This is a genomic window from Aeromonas sp. 30P (genome assembly GCF_051919805.1).
In the GTDB taxonomy this organism is placed as follows: domain Bacteria; phylum Pseudomonadota; class Gammaproteobacteria; order Enterobacterales; family Aeromonadaceae; genus Aeromonas; species Aeromonas veronii.
The window spans coordinates 1,753,666-1,769,299 of sequence record NZ_JBQBEA010000001.1; the positions used below are offsets into that span (position 1 = coordinate 1,753,666).

Sequence of the window (15,634 nt, forward strand, 5' to 3'; positions counted from 1 at the left end):
GCATGACCTCAAGGTGTGCAAAGTGGATGGTGGCATTACATCCACTTGGCCGCCCCTTGTCCATGCCTGCAAGGCGATTGCCGCTATCGAGAAAATGGCGTCAGGTGAATATGCAGTTTTTTGTGATCCGGCTCCGATTGTTGGTTTTGTTAAGTTGCTTTTGATTTTTAAAGAAAAGTGAGGGTGTGGTCGCTTTGTGCTAGAGTGCGCGCCTTTGCGGAACTCTATCTTCCCGGTGTTCTGCATTCTTTCCCGTCAGGAAGATCCGGGGATTTGCTCATAGGGACGTGATCGCCACACTCCATTCGCCTGTCAGCAGTAGAGGATCACCCGCCACTATGTTTTACAAGAATCTCTCCATCGGCAAAAAGATTGCCGTGGTTTTTGCGGTCATTGCCGCAGTCAACGTTGTCTTCGGTGTTTTTCTCTCCAGTGAATTGCGCGGTGTGCGTGATCGGGTGCTGAACTTTACCGACTCTACGCTGCCGAGTGTCCTGTCGGTCGAAACCCTGCTCTATGACGTCTCCTATGTCCGTCGTGCCCAGTTCGCCTTGCTGATGGTGAACGATGCCGCTGATCTGCAAGCTCGCCGCAGCCGGATCCAGCAGAATATCCAGAAAGTCGACAATGCATTTCACGCCTATGAGGCGACTGTCGGGGACGAATATGAGCGTCAAGTATTCAACCGTGCCAGACAGGAGTGGCAACGCTACTTGAGCTCAGTCAATGTGGTGGATCAACTGCTTATACAGGGAGATCTTGAGCAAGCCAAGGCTCAGCTGTTCCAGTCTAATCCCATTTATGGTGAGCTAGAAAAGGCTGTCAATGGTCTAGTGGAAGTGAACCTTGGTTTCGTCAAAGAAAACCGCAGCAGCTTGCTTGGCAGCGTCAGCATGGTGACCACCTTCGCCATGGTGAGCATCGGTGCTCTGTTGATTTTCATGGTGGCCATGACCTGGTTTCTGACCCGCCAGATCTGCCTGCCGCTGCAAGCGGTAGTGGCTCAGGCCAACGCCATTGCAGCCGGCGATCTGACTCATCAGCTGGAGCGTCAGCATATTGGCCGCGACGAGCTGGGCATGCTGGCCAAAGCCTCTCTCAAGATGCAGGACAACCTGCGCGGTCTGATTGAAGAGGTAGTGGCTGCTGTTACCCAGTTGGGTGTGGCGATTGACGAAGTGAGTGCGGTTTCCGAACAGTCTGCCAAGGGTATTCAGAGCCAGCAGCAAGAGATTTCGCTGGTGGCGACGGCCATGACCCAGATGAAGGCGACCGTTGCTGATGTGGCGGGCAATACAGAGCACACCTCTGAGTCTGCCAGTGCAGCTAATACTTTGGCCCGCAAAGGCAACCAGGATGTGCAGCGTTCGCTGGTGGCCATCACCCGTGTGGCTGAAGAGATTGAGCAGGCTGGCACGCTGGTGGCCGAACTGGAGCGTGAATCCGCCCAGATCAACGTCGTGGTCGATGTTATTCGCAGCATTGCCGATCAGACCAATCTGCTGGCTCTCAATGCCGCCATTGAGGCAGCCCGTGCCGGTGAACAGGGCCGAGGCTTTGCGGTGGTTGCTGATGAGGTGCGTACTCTGGCGGGCCGCACCCAGGCCTCTACCGGCGAGATCGTCGCCATCATCGAAACCCTGCAGTCTCGCGCCAATCAGGCGAAAGAGGTGACAGGGCTGAGCTGCGACATGATCCGCCAGTGCGTAGCCCAAAGCGAGCAGACCGGTACCGGTATCCAGCAGATCGAAGAGGCTGTCGCCCAGATTGCCGATATGGCGATCCAGATTGCCAGCGCCTGCGGCGAGCAGGATGCGGTCTCCGACGAGCTGGGCCGCAACGTCGAGCGGATCAACGAGTCCGCCAACGAGGTAGCCCTGGGCGCCGATCATACTGCCCGCGCCTGTCTGGAGCTGAGCCAGCTGGCGGTGGGTCTGAAGCAGACCATCGGTCGCTTCCGCCTCGCCTGATAAAGGGGCTGGCGTACGCCGGCCTCTTCATTCATAAAAGTCGGGGCGCTTTGTATGCCCTCACGACACCCGGCCATGTGCCGGGTGTTTTTTTATCTGGCGATGGGTACGAGGCCAGATGGTCGGGGTTCTTCGCAAGGGGATGAAGGTCAGGGCAACAAACAGGGGGCAGATGATTATCCCGGCCTGTGCGCGGTGATATTCAAGAAGGTTGGTTAAGGCGTATTTGCTAACGAGAGAAGGGCGACGAACGGTTTTGGGGATGGGGAACGGGGCGAGCGGTTGGGGTGTGCGCTACGGGGAAGAAGAGCATAAGCAGTTGGTTGGAATGCCCGAACAGGGCATATCGCAGCAATAAAAAAACCGGCTTGCGCCGGTTTTTTTATCTGTCTGCTCGAAGGCTGGCTTATTTAGCCAGAGACTCCGGCAGCTCTTCGCGGATCTTGCCGAGCATCTCTTTCAGGACGCGCGGGTTGGCAACCACGATGTTGCCGGAGTTTTCGTAGTTGTGACCACCTACGAAGTCGGTGACGATGGCACCAGCTTCTTTGGCCAGCAGTTCACCGGCAGCGGTGTCCCAGGGTTTCAGGCCGATTTCCCAGAAACCGTCGACACGACCGGCAGCCACGTAGGCCAGATCCAGTGCGGCAGAGCCGGAGCGGCGGATGTCGGCACACTCGATGAACATGCTCTGGAACATCTTCAGGTAAGGCTCGATGTGATGCTTCTGCTTGAACGGGAAACCGGTCGCCAGCACGGTGCCAGCCAGCTCTTTGGCTTTGCCGACACGGATGCGGTAGCCGTTCAGCTGGGCGCCGCTACCACGAGTAGCAGTAAACAGTTCGTCACGGATGGGATCGTAAACAACGGCTTGTTCGGTTTTGCCTTTTACGCGCAGGGCGATGGAAACGGCAAAGTGCGGAATGCCTTTGACAAGGTTGGTCGTGCCATCCAGTGGGTCAATGATCCATTGGTAGTCCGGATTGGTACCGGCAATCTCACCAGACTCTTCAGCAACAATACTGTGCTCCGGGTAAGATTTTTTGATGGTGTGAATGATGGCCGCTTCGGCTTCACGGTCAACGTTGGTCACGAAGTCATTGCTGCCTTTTTGGATAGCCTCAATGTTCTCGGGCTGGGAGAAGGCTTTTACTACAACTTGACCGGCGTTGCGCGCAGCGCGCACGGCGATATTCAGCATCGGATGCATAGGTTCACCACTGGATGTTAAAGAACGGGGGATAAAAGGACGCGGTATAATACCAGTATTTTGTGCGATGGCAACTGTTATCCCCCCTACGACCAATTGATTACCACTGCCAGATTTGACGGCTCCAATATAGACCAGATCTGCGCTAGTCTTATCCCAGCAGCCGGATACAGGCTGTCATGAGCATAGGGATGTGAACCATGAATTTGTCATTAGTGAGTCAAAATGTGTCTACTGCCAGCGAGGGACTGCTGGCCATTTTACGATCGTCACCCGAGTATGGTGATCACTTTGCCCACATCACCGTGACCCCCCTGGCCCAGTGGCAACCGGCCAAGACGGAGGCGGCGATCCTGCTGATCGACGGCGATGCGCCCTGGCAGGATGCCGGATTTGCCCGGGGAGAGGATGAGACGATCGGTTTGCCGGTCTTGCCGCTGTTGATCCGCAAGGGAGACAAGGAGCTGACGGTCTGCGGGCCGGATGTGCGTGACCCCCGTTTCTATTTTGTCTCAAACGGCATCGTGCTGGATGAGTCGGAGCTGGCCGAGCCTGCCTGCAGCCGGGTGCTGTTGCGCAAGCTGGAGTCCTACTTCCCGCTGCTTTCCCGCCTGATCATGCTGCGCCAGCGCAAGCCGGTCGCCGTGATTAACTAATATCTACCATTGCCAGAGCGCACCAGCGGCGCACTGTGGCCTTGTTTGGCCTACGGTGCGCCGCTTTTTAATGGTCTGGAGCCGGTCACTTGTTGCAAGATGAGGCGGCTATGGTGTTGCACCCTGTTCCAACCGTGCAATTTGACTATGACCAACAAGGAGTGAATCATGATCGACTTTTACACTGCCGCGACCCCCAATGGTTTCAAAGTGGCGATCGCCCTCGAAGAGTTGGGTTTGCCCTATCGGGTCATTCCTCTCGATCTTTCGGCGCTGGAGCAGAAGAAGCCCGAGTTTCTCGCCATCAACCCAAATGGCCGTATTCCGGCTATCGTCGATCGGGATAACGACGATTTCGCCGTATTCGAGTCGGGGGCCATCCTCATCTATCTGGCGGAGAAAGCAGGCAAGTTGCTGCCCGCTGATCCCAAACGCCGCTCTCAGGCCATCCAGTGGCTGATGTTCCAGATGGGCGGGGTAGGACCCATGATGGGGCAGGCCAACGTCTTCTACCGCTATTTCCCCGAAAAGATCCCCGCCGCCATCGAACGTTACCAGAAGGAGGGGCGCCGCCTGTTCGAGGTGCTCGACAGCCATCTGGCCCATCACGAATATCTGGCGGACGAGTACAGCATCGCCGACATTGCCACCTGGCCCTGGGTGCGTATTTATGACTGGAGCGGCATCTCCATCGAGGGATTGCCTCATCTGCAAGCATGGATGGATCGCATGGCACAGAAACCTGCCTGCCAGAAGGGGATCACTATACCGCCGCGCAAGGAGCAGCCCGATGAGCTGATCAAGCAGGCGCAGCAGATGGTAACACGTTGATTTTTAACTGCGGACGGGGCGTAAAGCCCCGTAATATTAGAAAAACTAAGGCAAGCCGATTATAAAGATTCGTTCGTTTTCTGTGAGCTGAATCACTATGATGCCCCCATACCACCAAGCGTCCTGTGCGGTGGCTTGGCGGGCTCCCCGCCTACTGTTTCCAACACTGTTTTTGATTGCATCACAACCTCTGTGATCAGATTCCTCTGGGCCATTTTGTGCCAGAGGGGCGGCAGCATTTTTTCGATTTTTTGGGACTGATATGGATCGGCACAGTTTTTATCCGTTGTTTTTATTGACCATTCTGATGGTCGCTGTGGGCCAGATGACCCAGACCCTTTATGTTCCCTCCATTCCCATGATGGCGGGGGACTTCAATGTGGCCTCGGGCCAGTTACAGGCGGTGATGGCCTGTTACCTGATCCCCTATGGCCTCTCCCAGTTTGTCTACGGGCCGCTGTCGGATCGTATCGGTCGTCGTCCGGTGCTGATCGTCGGCATGATGGTGTTTCTGGTGGGCACCCTGATCATTCAGGTCATCCCCCATTTTGCCGCCCTGCTGGTGGGCAGTTTTGTTCAGGGGCTGGGTACCGGTGCCGGTGGCGCCATGAGCCGTACCGTGATGCGCGATCGCTACAATGGCGCCGAGCTCAACCGCGCCAACAGTCTGGTGAGTATGGGGGTGATCTTCTCCCCGCTGCTGGCGCCAGTGCTGGGGGGATGGCTGACCGAGCTGTTCAACTGGCGGGCCGGTTACTGGTTCCTGTTCGGTTTTGGTGCCGTAGCCACCCTGGCGATCATGGCCTGGTTTGGCGAGACCCTGCCTGCTGCTGCCCGTCAGCCACTGCGCGTCGGTGCTGCCTATCGCCATGTGCTGGGCAACCCCAAGTTTCAGGGCAACCTGCTCTGCCTGATGGCGACCTTTGCCGGTTTGGCAGTGTTCGAGGCAGCGGCCGGTGTGCTGCTGGGCGATGTGCTGAAACTGAGCGCCCGTACCGTGAGCGTGCTGTTCGTGCTGCCGCTGCCCGGCTATCTGTTCGGGGCCTGGCTCTCTGCCAAGCTGAGCTTCCGTTTGACTCAGGGCAAACTGATGCGTCTTGGCATCGCCTTTCTGGCGCTCGGCTCCCTCATCATTCTGGTGCCGGGGCTGTTCGGGGTGGTGAGTGCCGCCTCGCTGGTCGGTGGTGCGGCTGTCTACTTCATCGGTAGCGGTATTCTCTACCCGACCGCCACTTCCTGTGCCATCGAGCCCTTCCCGGGTCAGGCCGGTACCGCGGGTGCCATTCTCGGCGGGATGCAGAATCTGGGGGCCGGTGTGGTGACCCTGCTGGCGGCCGGTTTCCCGATGACCGGTCAGGTGACTCTGGGTGCTATCATGACCCTGATGGTGCTGATCGTGGCGCTGAGTTTTGTCTGGCTGCGCCACCACGGTTCTCCTCACGAGCAGATGGCCATCTAAATTTGCTTGCCAGTTGCAAAACAAAGCCCGCCTTTTGGCGGGCTTTGTCGTTATGGCTGTGTCCGTTTCACACCTTGTCCCATCGGGTTCTCCATTTATTGGGGGGGAAAGGTGTAAACCATATTCAGGACGGGACAGTTCGTTGATCATCAGGCAAAGAAAAAGCCCGTCACGCTGGTGACGGGCTTTTGCTGTTGGTACCCCGAGATGCCGTTGCCGGTTTGGGCCCTTGAACCGTCGGTTCAAGGCGGGGATCGGATCTGACCGCAGGCTTCTCGGTCGTGCCGAGCATGCGCAATAGCCAGAAGGCAGATCCCCTGTTTGGTATGAATATCGGCTCGGGGACTTGAACCGGCTGACAAACATCCCAGGGAATTTTAAAACGGTTTGCGATTAGGGCTGTTGCCCCTCTTCGCTGGAATCACCATATTGTCCGTGCTCGATCAGGGCCGCTTCGATGGTGCGCTGCAGCATCTTGATCCGCTTGTCCATGGTCTCAGAGTATTGGTGGTTCTTCTCTTTTTCAAGGCAGAGCTCATGACAGAAATTGAGCGCAGCCATGATAGCCAATTGTTCGTTGCTGGAGACTTTGGAGCGTTGACGCAGGTCGATCAACTTGTCGGTCAGCTGCTCGGCGGCCTGGCGCAGGGCATCCTGCTGTCCCAAGGGACAGGATACCTTGTAGGGACGTCCCAAAATGACGATTTCTACGGCCTCTGTGCTCATGCCTTCCTCAATACGGCGGAGCTGATTTCCGCCTTTATCCACGTGGACAACTGGGCGGGACTATATAGCGCAGATGCATAAGTTTCAAGGCCTTGCTGGCTCTGCAAGAGGGAGAATGCTAGGATCCTGACCATTAATTCTGCAAATTTGACTGAACTTTGAGCGGATCCTCGATGAGCAAAACGAACCCCCTTAAATATGCGGCAGTGGCCGACATCATGGAACAACATGAGCTGATGGCCAGCGCAGTAGAGGCCCATGGTGTGATCTGCGGTCTGGTGTGCGGCGGTGTGGCACTGGACGACAAGAGTTGGCTGCCCCATTTCAACGATCTGGTGAACGACGGTTTCGGCCTGCCGGCCCCGGTGCGCCAGGTGATGACCGATCTTTATCACAATGTGGTCGAGAGCCTGATGGCCCAGAAGGGCGTCGAGCTGCTGCTGCCAAGTGATGATGCTCCCCTCGACGAGCGCATCGATTCGCTGGTGGACTGGTCACAGGCATTTCTGGCCGGTTTCGGCGTGGTGCAGCAGGAGCTCTCCCGCGCATCGGAAGAGCTGCAGGAGATGATCCAGGATATCGCCAGCATCACTCAGGTCTCCGCCGAGTTCGATCAGGAAGATGACGAGAACGAAGCCTCTTTCCTGGTGCTCTACGAACACGTCAAACTGGGTGTCATGATGGCCTTCGAAGAGTTTGGCAAGCGCCCCGATACCCCGAGTGCGCCGCCGACCCTTCATTGAGGTGCGGGTCAACGCGACCCTTACTGAATCTGCAAGAGCGCCTGATGGCGCTCTTTTTTATTTCCTTGTGGTGGCTAACCCTGTGAGGCGCAACCGGTTTTTTGCCGGTGACCTCGCATTCGGCCAGCGGCTTTGTGATAGCATGAGGCCACCTTTTTCACTTCTTCCTCTCAGCTTATGTCTCAATCTGATGTGCGACAGGTCGATGTCACCCTGGTCGGCGGTGGAATGAGCGGTGCCGTGCTGGCCCTCTCGCTGGCGGCCCTGCTCCGATCCGATGGCTCCCCCCTCGAGATCCTGCTGCTGGAGGCAAGCGTCCCCGAACAGCACACCCATTCAGGGTTCGACGCCCGCGCCATTGCGCTCTCGGCCGGTACCTGTGATGCGCTGTTGCGACGCGGACTCTGGCCGCTGTTTGCCCCCCATTGCTCCCCCATTACCCAGATCCATGTCTCGGATAGGGGCCACTTCGGTCAGGCTCGCCTGTCGGCTGCCGAATACGGTCTGCCCGCGCTGGGCCAGGTGATCGAGCTTGCAGCTGCCGGTCATGAGCTGCAACGGGCGATGGCGGCCTCTCCCAATATCCGGGTCTGCTGTCCGGCTCGGGTGAGCGAGATTGCGCCCGATGAGGAGAAGGTGACCCTCACCCTCGAGAGCGGTGAACAGATTGAGACCCGCCTGCTGGTGGCGGCAGACGGCGGCAACTCCTTTGTGCGTCAGTACTTCAAGTTGCCGGTGACCCGCCACGACTTTGAGCAGCACGCCATCATCGCCACGGTCAAAACGGCGCAAGACCCTGAGGGACGCGCCTTCGAGCGTTTTACCGAAGGGGGGCCGCTGGCCCTGCTGCCGATGCAGGATGGGCTCTCCTCGCTGGTGTGGAGCGTCGGGCAGCATGAGGTGGATGAGCTGATGGCCCTCGATGAGGCGGCGTTTCTCGCCCGTCTGCAGCAGGCCTTTGGCTGGCGGCTCGGTCGCTTCGAGCGATGTGGCGTGCGTAACGTCTATCCGCTCATTCTGACCGCCTGCGACTACCCGCTGGCCCAGCGTACCGTGCTTGTGGGCAATGCTGCTCATGCCCTGCACCCTATCGCCGGGCAGGGCTTCAACCTCGGGATGCGGGATCTCGACCTGCTTACCGGCGCCGTAGCCAAGGCGTTGGCAGAGGGGGAGGATATCGGCAGTTTCAAGGTACTGAGTGGCTACTGGCAGCAGCGTCAGCGCGATCAGAAGCAGACCGTCTGGCTCACCTCTTCGCTGGCCCAGCTCTTCTCCAATGGTCACGATCCGCTGGTGGCGGGGCGCAATCTGGCGCTCACCCTGATGGGGCGATTCCCGTGCCTCAAGGCGCCGCTTGCCTCGCGCACCTTGGGCTTTGTCGCTGATGTGTGCGGCAACTAGCCAGCACTTGTTGAGTGGAACCTGTTGACCGCCATTCGTTGATCAAAACCTATTGAATAAAGAGGCGATGCCTGCGGGCGTCCCCTCGCTGGCCAGCCGGTCAGCCCTGAAAGGATGAGATGATGCAGATGCAAAATGTGGATGTGGTGATTGTAGGTGGCGGCATGGTGGGGCTGGGGCTCGCTGCGGCCTTGAAACATAGCGCCCTCAAGGTGCTGGTGGTGGAGGGACAACTGCCCGACCCGCAGCTGGGGGAGGTGGCCGATAACCGGGTCAGCGCCCTGAGTCTGGCCAGCCAGCAGATCCTGCGCCATGTCGGCGCCTGGGACGGCATTGAAGCGCGCCGCCTGCAGGCCTATGACAAGATGGCGGTGTGGGAGCAGGACAGTTTCGGCCATATCGACTTCGATGCCGCCAGTCTGCGTCAAGCCAACCTCGGCCACATCGTCGAGAATCGGGTGATCCAGCTGGCGCTGCTTGAGGCGATTGAAGGTGCCAGCAATATCCAGTTGCTGACCCCCGCCAGAGCCAAGAGCCTGCAGAGCGGCCCGGCGGGCGCCCTGCTGCTCCTTGAAGATGGTCAGGCCATCTCGGCCAAACTGGTGGTGGCTGCCGATGGCGCCCACTCCTGGGTGCGCCGTCAGGCTGATATCCCGCTCACCAGCTGGGATTACGGTCACCACGCGCTGGTGGCGACGGTGCGCTGCGCCGAACCCCATGAAGCTGTTGCTCGCCAGATCTTCACCCCGGATGGCCCGCTCGCCTTTTTGCCGCTGTGGCAAGAGAACCTCTGCTCCATCGTCTGGTCGCTGCCTGCGGCCCGCGCCGAGGCGCTCTGCGCCTGCGATGACGAGCAGTTCAATCGCCAGCTTACCGCCGCCTTCGATGCCCGGCTCGGTCTGTGCAAGGTGGAGGGGCCGCGCAGCGCGATTCCTCTTACCGCCCGCTATGCTCGCGACTTTGCCCGCGAGCGGCTGGTGCTGGTGGGGGATGCCGCCCACACCATCCACCCTTTGGCGGGGCAGGGGGTCAACCTTGGCCTGCTGGATGCTGCCGCGCTGGCGGAGCAGATCTTGCAAAATCATGCCGCGGGCGAGGATATCGGCCTGCTCGCCAACCTGCGCAGCTACGAGCGCTGGCGCAAGAGCGAGGCGGCTCGCATGCTGGCGGCGATGGAAGGGCTCAAGCGGCTGTTCAGCGGGGCCAACCCGCTCAAGAAGCTGGTGCGGGGCGTGGGATTGCGCGCGGCCAATCTGCTGACTCCGTTCAAGGAGGGGGTGATCCGCGCCGCCATGGGGCTGGAGGGAGAGTTGCCCGCATTGGCCCGTCCTGACTGGGTCGTTGCGGCGACCAAGGGCAGTGCCATGCAGGCCAAGGGTGAAAAAAACTAATATTACTCGCCGTTTTTGACAACAAAAGTAATCCGACAAGGCTGACGACCCGTTTTGGGTGTCAGCCTTTAATTTTGCTCTGGAGCGAAACGTTTTTCTGCAAATTGTGACGAAACGGTAAAAATCAAAATTTAATCTCGCCTGAGTCGGCTTATGGCTGTTTTTATCACTGCATTTATCTTAGTGTCTGGAGTCAGTTTTACGGGAGGGGATTAGTTTTTTTTGAGCGGCACGCTCGCCTGCTTGTCATATAATCCGCTCCGTTCAAGGAATCCCTCTTGCCTGGCAAGGGCAGGAGCGAGCACGCACTTTTGGATCCGGTCGCTTTTTGTTGCACGCAGTGCAGTCAGAGCGGTGGCGCGGGTCGCAAGGGTGGTCGCCAAAGCGAAAAGGCTTTTTGCTAAGGAAAGAATGCGATGATCCAGACTACTGTACTGCATCCCAAACACCTGGAAGCCGGCGCCAAGATGGTGGACTTCCACGGTTGGGAAATGCCCATCAACTACGGCTCCCAGCTGGAAGAGCACCACGCGGTGCGCAGCGATGCCGGTATGTTCGATGTCTCCCACATGACCATCGTCGATTTGACCGGCGAACGGGTCAAAGCCTTTCTGCAACACCTGCTGGCCAACGACGTGGCCAAACTCACTGCCCCCGGCAAGGCCCTCTACAGCGGCATGCTCAATCCGGAAGGCGGCGTGATCGATGACCTCATCACCTATTACCTGACCGATACCTTCTACCGGCTGGTGGTCAATTCCGCTACCCGCGAGAAGGATCTGGCTTGGATCCGCCATCACGCCATCGATTTCGATATCACAGTGACCGAGCGTCCCGAGCTTGCGATGATTGCGGTGCAGGGCCCCAACGCCAAGGTCAAGGCTGCTGCTGTGCTGAGCGCAGCCCAGCGTACTGCTGTGGTGGGGATGAAACCCTTCTTCGGCGTGCAGGCTGGCGATCTCTTTATCGCCACCACCGGTTACACCGGCGAGGATGGTTATGAAATCGTGGTGCCGCAAGAGAAAGCCTGCGAGCTGTGGCAGGCACTGTTGGATAACGGTGTCGCCCCGTGTGGTCTCGGTGCCCGCGATACCCTGCGCCTCGAAGCGGGGATGAACCTCTACGGTCAGGATATGGACGAGTCAGTCTCTCCGCTGGCCGCCAACATGGCCTGGACTATCGCCTGGGAGCCAAGTGATCGCAACTTTATTGGCCGCGCTGCGCTGGAAGCCCAGAAAGCGGCGGGCAACCAGCCCAAGCTGGTGGGTCTGGTGATGGAAGAGAAAGGGGTGCTGCGGGCCGGTATGCCGGTTACCTTCACCGCGGCAAACGGTGAGAAGCGGGAAGGTGTGATCACCTCCGGCTCTTTCTCCCCCACCCTGGGCTACAGTGTCGCCCTGGCGCGTGTGCCCCGTGATATCGGTGAACTGGCCGAGGTGGAGATCCGCAAGAAACTGGTCACCGTGAAGGTCACCAAGCCCGCTTTCGTCCGTAACGGCCAGAAGCTGGTTTAACATCGTCTTGGGGGAGGGGAGTGCCTCCCCCATCCCTTTTCATATTCGTTTTTAAACGCGACTCAAAGATCAAAGGAAGCACAAATGAGCCATATCCCGAGCGAACTGAAATATGCCACTTCCCACGAGTGGATCCGTGTTGAAGCCAACGGCGAGGCCGTGGTCGGTATCACCGAGCACGCCCAAGAGCTGCTGGGTGACATGGTGTTTGTCGAGCTGCCGGAAGTGGGCAAGCAGGTCAGTGCCGGTGACGACTGCGCCGTGGCCGAGTCGGTCAAGGCGGCCTCCGATATCTACAGCCCGGTGAGCGGTGAGATCATCGCCGTCAACGAAGAGCTGGAAGGGGCCCCGAGCTGGTCAACTCCGACCCCTACAGCGCTGGCTGGCTGTTCCGCATCAAGCTCGATGACGAGAGCGAGCTGGCCAACCTGCTGGATGCCGAAGGCTACCAGAACGTGGTGGACGAAGAGTAATGCCCCCGGGCCCTGCCAACACAGCAGGGCCCCTTTGTATGACCGCCAGCCGGGCAAGCACCGGCCGGTGGAAGGGTGAAGTCGCCCGCGCTTGCCGTTTGCCAGCCTGGGAGCCTAGGGGCAAACAGGTCGGTTTGCAACAAGGCGATCCCCTCTTGATGCTGCCGCAGCATCCGGTGCCGTACCCTGTCTGCGGGACCCAGAACATGAGTGGAGTCGGTATCAGCCGACGATCAGGAACATCAGGTCTTGGTTATCAGGATGTCATGCCAGGACTTATTTATCAGGAAATAGGGAAATGACCCAGTCACTGTTTGAACTTGAGCAAAAAACCGATTTTGTCCGCCGCCATATCGGCCCGGGCGAGGAAGAGCTGCGCCAGCTGCTGGCGACCGTCGGGGCCGAGAGCCTGGACGATTTGATTGAACAGACCGTGCCGGCCGCCATTCGCCTGCCGGGTCCGCTGGGGATCGGTGCCGGCATGACTGAAGTGGAGGCGCTGGCCAAGCTCAAGGGCTATGCCGCTCAGAACAAGATTGCCAAGAGCTATATCGGCATGGGTTATCACGATACCCATGTGCCCCACGTCATTTTGCGCAATGTGCTGGAAAATCCGGGTTGGTATACCGCCTACACCCCCTATCAGCCCGAGCTGGCACAGGGCCGTCTCGAAGCCCTGCTCAACTTCCAGCAGCTGACGCTGGATCTCACCGGCATGGATCTGGCAAGCGCCTCCCTGCTGGATGAAGCGACTGCCGCTGCCGAGGCGATGGCGTTGGCCAAGCGGATGGCCAAGTCCAAATCCAACCTCTTCTTCGTGGCTGATGATGTGCACCCGCAGGTGATCGACGTGGTCAAGGAGCGTGCGGTTCACTTCGGTTTTGACGTGGCGGTTGGCGCCGCGAGCGACGCAGTGAGCGAAGAGGTGTTTGGTGCCCTGTTCCAGTACCCCACCACCACAGGTGAGGTGAAAGATCTGCGCGCCCTGATTGCCGCGGTACAGGCACAGAAAGGGCTGGCCTGTGTCAGCGCCGATCTGCTCTCCCTGCTGCTGCTCAAATCCCCGGGCGAGCTGGGTGCCGACGTGGTGTTGGGCTCCGCCCAGCGCTTTGGCGTGCCCATGGGCTACGGTGGCCCCCACGCCGCCTTCTTCGCCACCCGCGATGCTTACAAGCGCTCCATGCCGGGCCGTATTATCGGTGTCTCCAAGGATGCCCGTGGCAAGAGTGCCCTGCGCATGGCGATGCAGACCCGCGAGCAGCATATCCGCCGCGAGAAGGCCAACTCCAACATCTGTACCGCTCAGGTGCTGCTGGCCAACATGGCGAGCTTCTACGCCGTCTACCACGGCCCGGTGGGGCTGAAAACCATCGCCTCCCGCGTGCACCGTCTCACCACCATTTTGGCGCTCGGCCTCAAGGCCAAGGGCGTGGCCCTCAAGCATGCCAGCTGGTTCGATACCCTGACCGTGCTGACGGCAGATAAAGCAGCACTCATTGCCAAAGCTGAAGCCAATGGCATCAACCTGCGTGCGGATCTCGACGGTGCGGTAGGGGTGTCCCTCTCTGAAACCACCACCCGTGGCGATGTGGCCGAGCTGTTTGATCTCTTCCTCGGTCAAGGCCATGGACTGGATATTGAGGCCCTCGACAAGGCGGCTCAGGCTCATCACGCCATTCCGCAGGATCTGCTGCGCACCGATGCCGTGCTGACCCACGAGGTGTTCAACAAGTACCACTCCGAAACCGAGATGCTGCGTTATATCCACCGTCTCGAAGCCAAAGATTTGGCGCTCAACTACGCCATGATTTCGCTCGGCTCCTGCACCATGAAGCTCAACGCCACCGCCGAGATGATCCCGGTGACCTGGCCCGAGTTTGGCAAGTTGCACCCGTTTGCTCCGCTGGCGCAGGCCAAGGGCTATCAGCTGCTGCTGGCCGACCTCGAAAACTGGCTGGTGAAAGTGACCGGTTACGATGCGGTCTGCATGCAGCCCAACTCAGGTGCCCAAGGTGAATACGCAGGTCTCTTGGCCATCAAGAAGTACCACGAGTCCCGTGGTGAGGGGCATCGCGACATCTGCCTGATCCCAGCTTCTGCCCACGGTACCAACCCGGCCTCTGCCCAGATGGCGGGGCTCAAGGTGATCGTCACCGCCTGTGACAAGTCCGGCAACGTGGATCTCGATGACCTGCGTGCCAAGGCCGCCGAGGCGGGGGATCAGCTCTCCTGTCTGATGGTGACCTACCCCTCCACCCACGGGGTGTACGAGGAGACCATCAAGGAGGTGTGCGACATCGTTCACCAGCACGGTGGTCAGGTCTATCTGGACGGCGCCAATATGAACGCGCAAGTCGGGTTGACGGCACCGGGCTTTATCGGCGCGGACGTCTCTCACCTCAACCTGCACAAGACCTTCGCCATTCCTCACGGCGGTGGCGGCCCGGGCATGGGCCCCATCGGCGTGAAGAAGCATCTGGCACCGTTCGTGGCTGGCCACGCCGTGGTCAAGACCGACAAGGAGAGCCGTGACAATGGCGCCGTGTCGGCTGCACCGTTCGGCTCGGCCAGCATCCTGCCCATCAGCTGGATGTATATCGCCATGCTGGGTGACGAGGGGCTGAAGAGATCCACTCAGGTGGCCATCCTCAACGCCAACTATCTGGCCAAGAAGCTGGGCGAATCCTTCCCGGTGCTCTATTCCGGCCGCAACGGTCGGGTGGCCCACGAGTGCATCCTGGATATCCGCCCGCTCAAAGAAGCCTCCGGCATCAGCGAGATGGACGTGGCCAAGCGGCTGATGGACTACGGCTTCCACGCACCGACCATGAGCTTCCCGGTAGCGGGCACCCTGATGGTCGAGCCGACCGAGTCGGAATCCAAGCGCGAGCTGGATCGCTTCGTCGAGGCGATGACGTCCATCCGCGCCGAGATTGCCAAGGTGCAGGAGGGGCAGTGGAGCCTCGCCGACAACCCGCTGGTCCATGCGCCGCACACCCAAGACGACGTGATGGATGCAGAGTGGAATCGTGGCTACAGCCGCGCCGAGGCGGTCTTCCCGTCGGACGCCGTGCGCGCCGCCAAGCTGTGGCCGTCTGTTAACCGCATCGACGACGTCTACGGCGATCGCAACCTGTTCTGCTCCTGTATCCCGACTGAGGATTACGCCAAGTAAGTGGCGTTTAGGAGCTACAGTTAAGCCTTATAAACAACAGGGCCACCCAGACGGGTGGCCCTTCGTTTACATGGACTTTATCTGC

The 15,634-nt window shown here is 59.3% G+C and carries 13 protein-coding genes, 1 other RNA gene and 1 pseudogene; 11 read left to right on the forward strand and 4 right to left on the reverse strand.

The features are described 5' to 3' along the window. Window positions 1–22 precede the first annotated feature (22 nt). The gene (locus ACTG2B_RS08190) at window positions 23–181 is read left to right on the forward strand and encodes a hypothetical protein (RefSeq protein WP_439995500.1); all 159 of its coding nucleotides are present in this window, start codon (window positions 23–25) and stop codon (window positions 179–181) included. A 157-nt stretch (window positions 182–338) separates the two neighbouring features. Beyond that, complete coding sequence (locus ACTG2B_RS08195; RefSeq protein ID WP_439995501.1) at window positions 339–1,970, forward strand: methyl-accepting chemotaxis protein; 1,632 nt, start codon at window positions 339–341, stop codon at window positions 1,968–1,970. Between the two features lie 406 nt (window positions 1,971–2,376). On the opposite strand, the gene suhB is transcribed toward ACTG2B_RS08195, so the two are convergent. After that, the gene (suhB, locus tag ACTG2B_RS08200; RefSeq protein WP_021230872.1) at window positions 2,377–3,180 is read right to left on the reverse strand and encodes an inositol-1-monophosphatase; all 804 of its coding nucleotides are present in this window, start codon (window positions 3,178–3,180) and stop codon (window positions 2,377–2,379) included. A 200-nt stretch (window positions 3,181–3,380) separates the two neighbouring features. On the opposite strand from suhB, the gene ACTG2B_RS08205 reads away from it, so the two are divergent. The 3 genes from ACTG2B_RS08205 (at window position 3,381) to emrD (ending at window position 6,126) form a co-directional block, all read left to right on the forward strand. Then, the gene (locus ACTG2B_RS08205) at window positions 3,381–3,836 is read left to right on the forward strand and encodes a hypothetical protein (RefSeq protein WP_103252533.1); all 456 of its coding nucleotides are present in this window, start codon (window positions 3,381–3,383) and stop codon (window positions 3,834–3,836) included. A 168-nt stretch (window positions 3,837–4,004) separates the two neighbouring features. After that, the gene (locus ACTG2B_RS08210; protein ID WP_267511463.1) at window positions 4,005–4,667 is read left to right on the forward strand and encodes a glutathione S-transferase family protein; all 663 of its coding nucleotides are present in this window, start codon (window positions 4,005–4,007) and stop codon (window positions 4,665–4,667) included. Window positions 4,668–4,929: 262 nt separating this feature from the next. After that, a complete protein-coding gene (gene emrD, locus ACTG2B_RS08215) occupies window positions 4,930–6,126 on the forward strand; it encodes a multidrug efflux MFS transporter EmrD (protein WP_042030002.1) in 1,197 nt (398 codons plus the stop codon). Window positions 6,127–6,321: 195 nt separating this feature from the next. Here emrD and ssrS read toward each other — a convergent pair. Both ssrS and zapA read right to left on the reverse strand, forming a co-directional pair. Further along, window positions 6,322–6,503: non-coding RNA, 6S RNA (gene ssrS, locus ACTG2B_RS08220), on the reverse strand. A gap of 16 nt (window positions 6,504–6,519) precedes the next feature. Then, entirely contained in the window at window positions 6,520–6,852 is a 333-nt protein-coding gene (gene zapA, locus ACTG2B_RS08225; RefSeq protein ID WP_005333910.1) for a cell division protein ZapA, read from the reverse strand. A 173-nt stretch (window positions 6,853–7,025) separates the two neighbouring features. Between zapA and ACTG2B_RS08230 the strand changes: the two genes are divergently transcribed. From ACTG2B_RS08230 to ACTG2B_RS08240, 3 genes are all read left to right on the forward strand, one after another. Then, window positions 7,026–7,595, forward strand: a complete 570-nt coding sequence (locus ACTG2B_RS08230) for a UPF0149 family protein (protein ID WP_005333908.1) — start codon at window positions 7,026–7,028, stop codon at window positions 7,593–7,595. Window positions 7,596–7,772: 177 nt separating this feature from the next. Next, complete coding sequence (gene ubiH, locus ACTG2B_RS08235) at window positions 7,773–8,996, forward strand: 2-octaprenyl-6-methoxyphenyl hydroxylase (RefSeq protein WP_439995502.1); 1,224 nt, start codon at window positions 7,773–7,775, stop codon at window positions 8,994–8,996. Between the two features lie 122 nt (window positions 8,997–9,118). Further along, window positions 9,119–10,387, forward strand: coding sequence for an FAD-dependent 2-octaprenylphenol hydroxylase (locus tag ACTG2B_RS08240; protein ID WP_058056651.1), 1,269 nt, complete (start codon window positions 9,119–9,121; stop codon window positions 10,385–10,387). 212 nt (window positions 10,388–10,599) lie between these two features. On the opposite strand, the gene ACTG2B_RS08245 is transcribed toward ACTG2B_RS08240, so the two are convergent. After that, window positions 10,600–10,827, reverse strand: coding sequence for a hypothetical protein (locus ACTG2B_RS08245; RefSeq protein WP_041915404.1), 228 nt, complete (start codon window positions 10,825–10,827; stop codon window positions 10,600–10,602). Here ACTG2B_RS08245 and gcvT point away from each other — a divergent pair. The 3 genes and pseudogenes from gcvT to gcvP all read left to right on the forward strand — a co-directional run bounded on the left by gcvT (window position 10,804) and on the right by gcvP (window position 15,549). Further along, window positions 10,804–11,901 (forward strand): glycine cleavage system aminomethyltransferase GcvT, encoded by a 1,098-nt coding sequence (gene gcvT, locus ACTG2B_RS08250; protein ID WP_150389339.1) that lies wholly within the window; start codon window positions 10,804–10,806, stop codon window positions 11,899–11,901. The two genes, ACTG2B_RS08245 and gcvT, sit on opposite strands and share 24 nt — an antisense overlap. Before the next feature lie 84 nt (window positions 11,902–11,985). After that, a pseudogene (gene gcvH, locus ACTG2B_RS08255) lies at window positions 11,986–12,374 on the forward strand (glycine cleavage system protein GcvH). A 298-nt stretch (window positions 12,375–12,672) separates the two neighbouring features. Beyond that, window positions 12,673–15,549 carry an aminomethyl-transferring glycine dehydrogenase gene (gcvP, locus tag ACTG2B_RS08260; protein WP_439995503.1) on the forward strand — a complete coding sequence of 959 codons (2,877 nt, stop codon included), beginning with the start codon at window positions 12,673–12,675 and terminating at the stop codon, window positions 15,547–15,549. Window positions 15,550–15,634 lie beyond the last annotated feature (85 nt).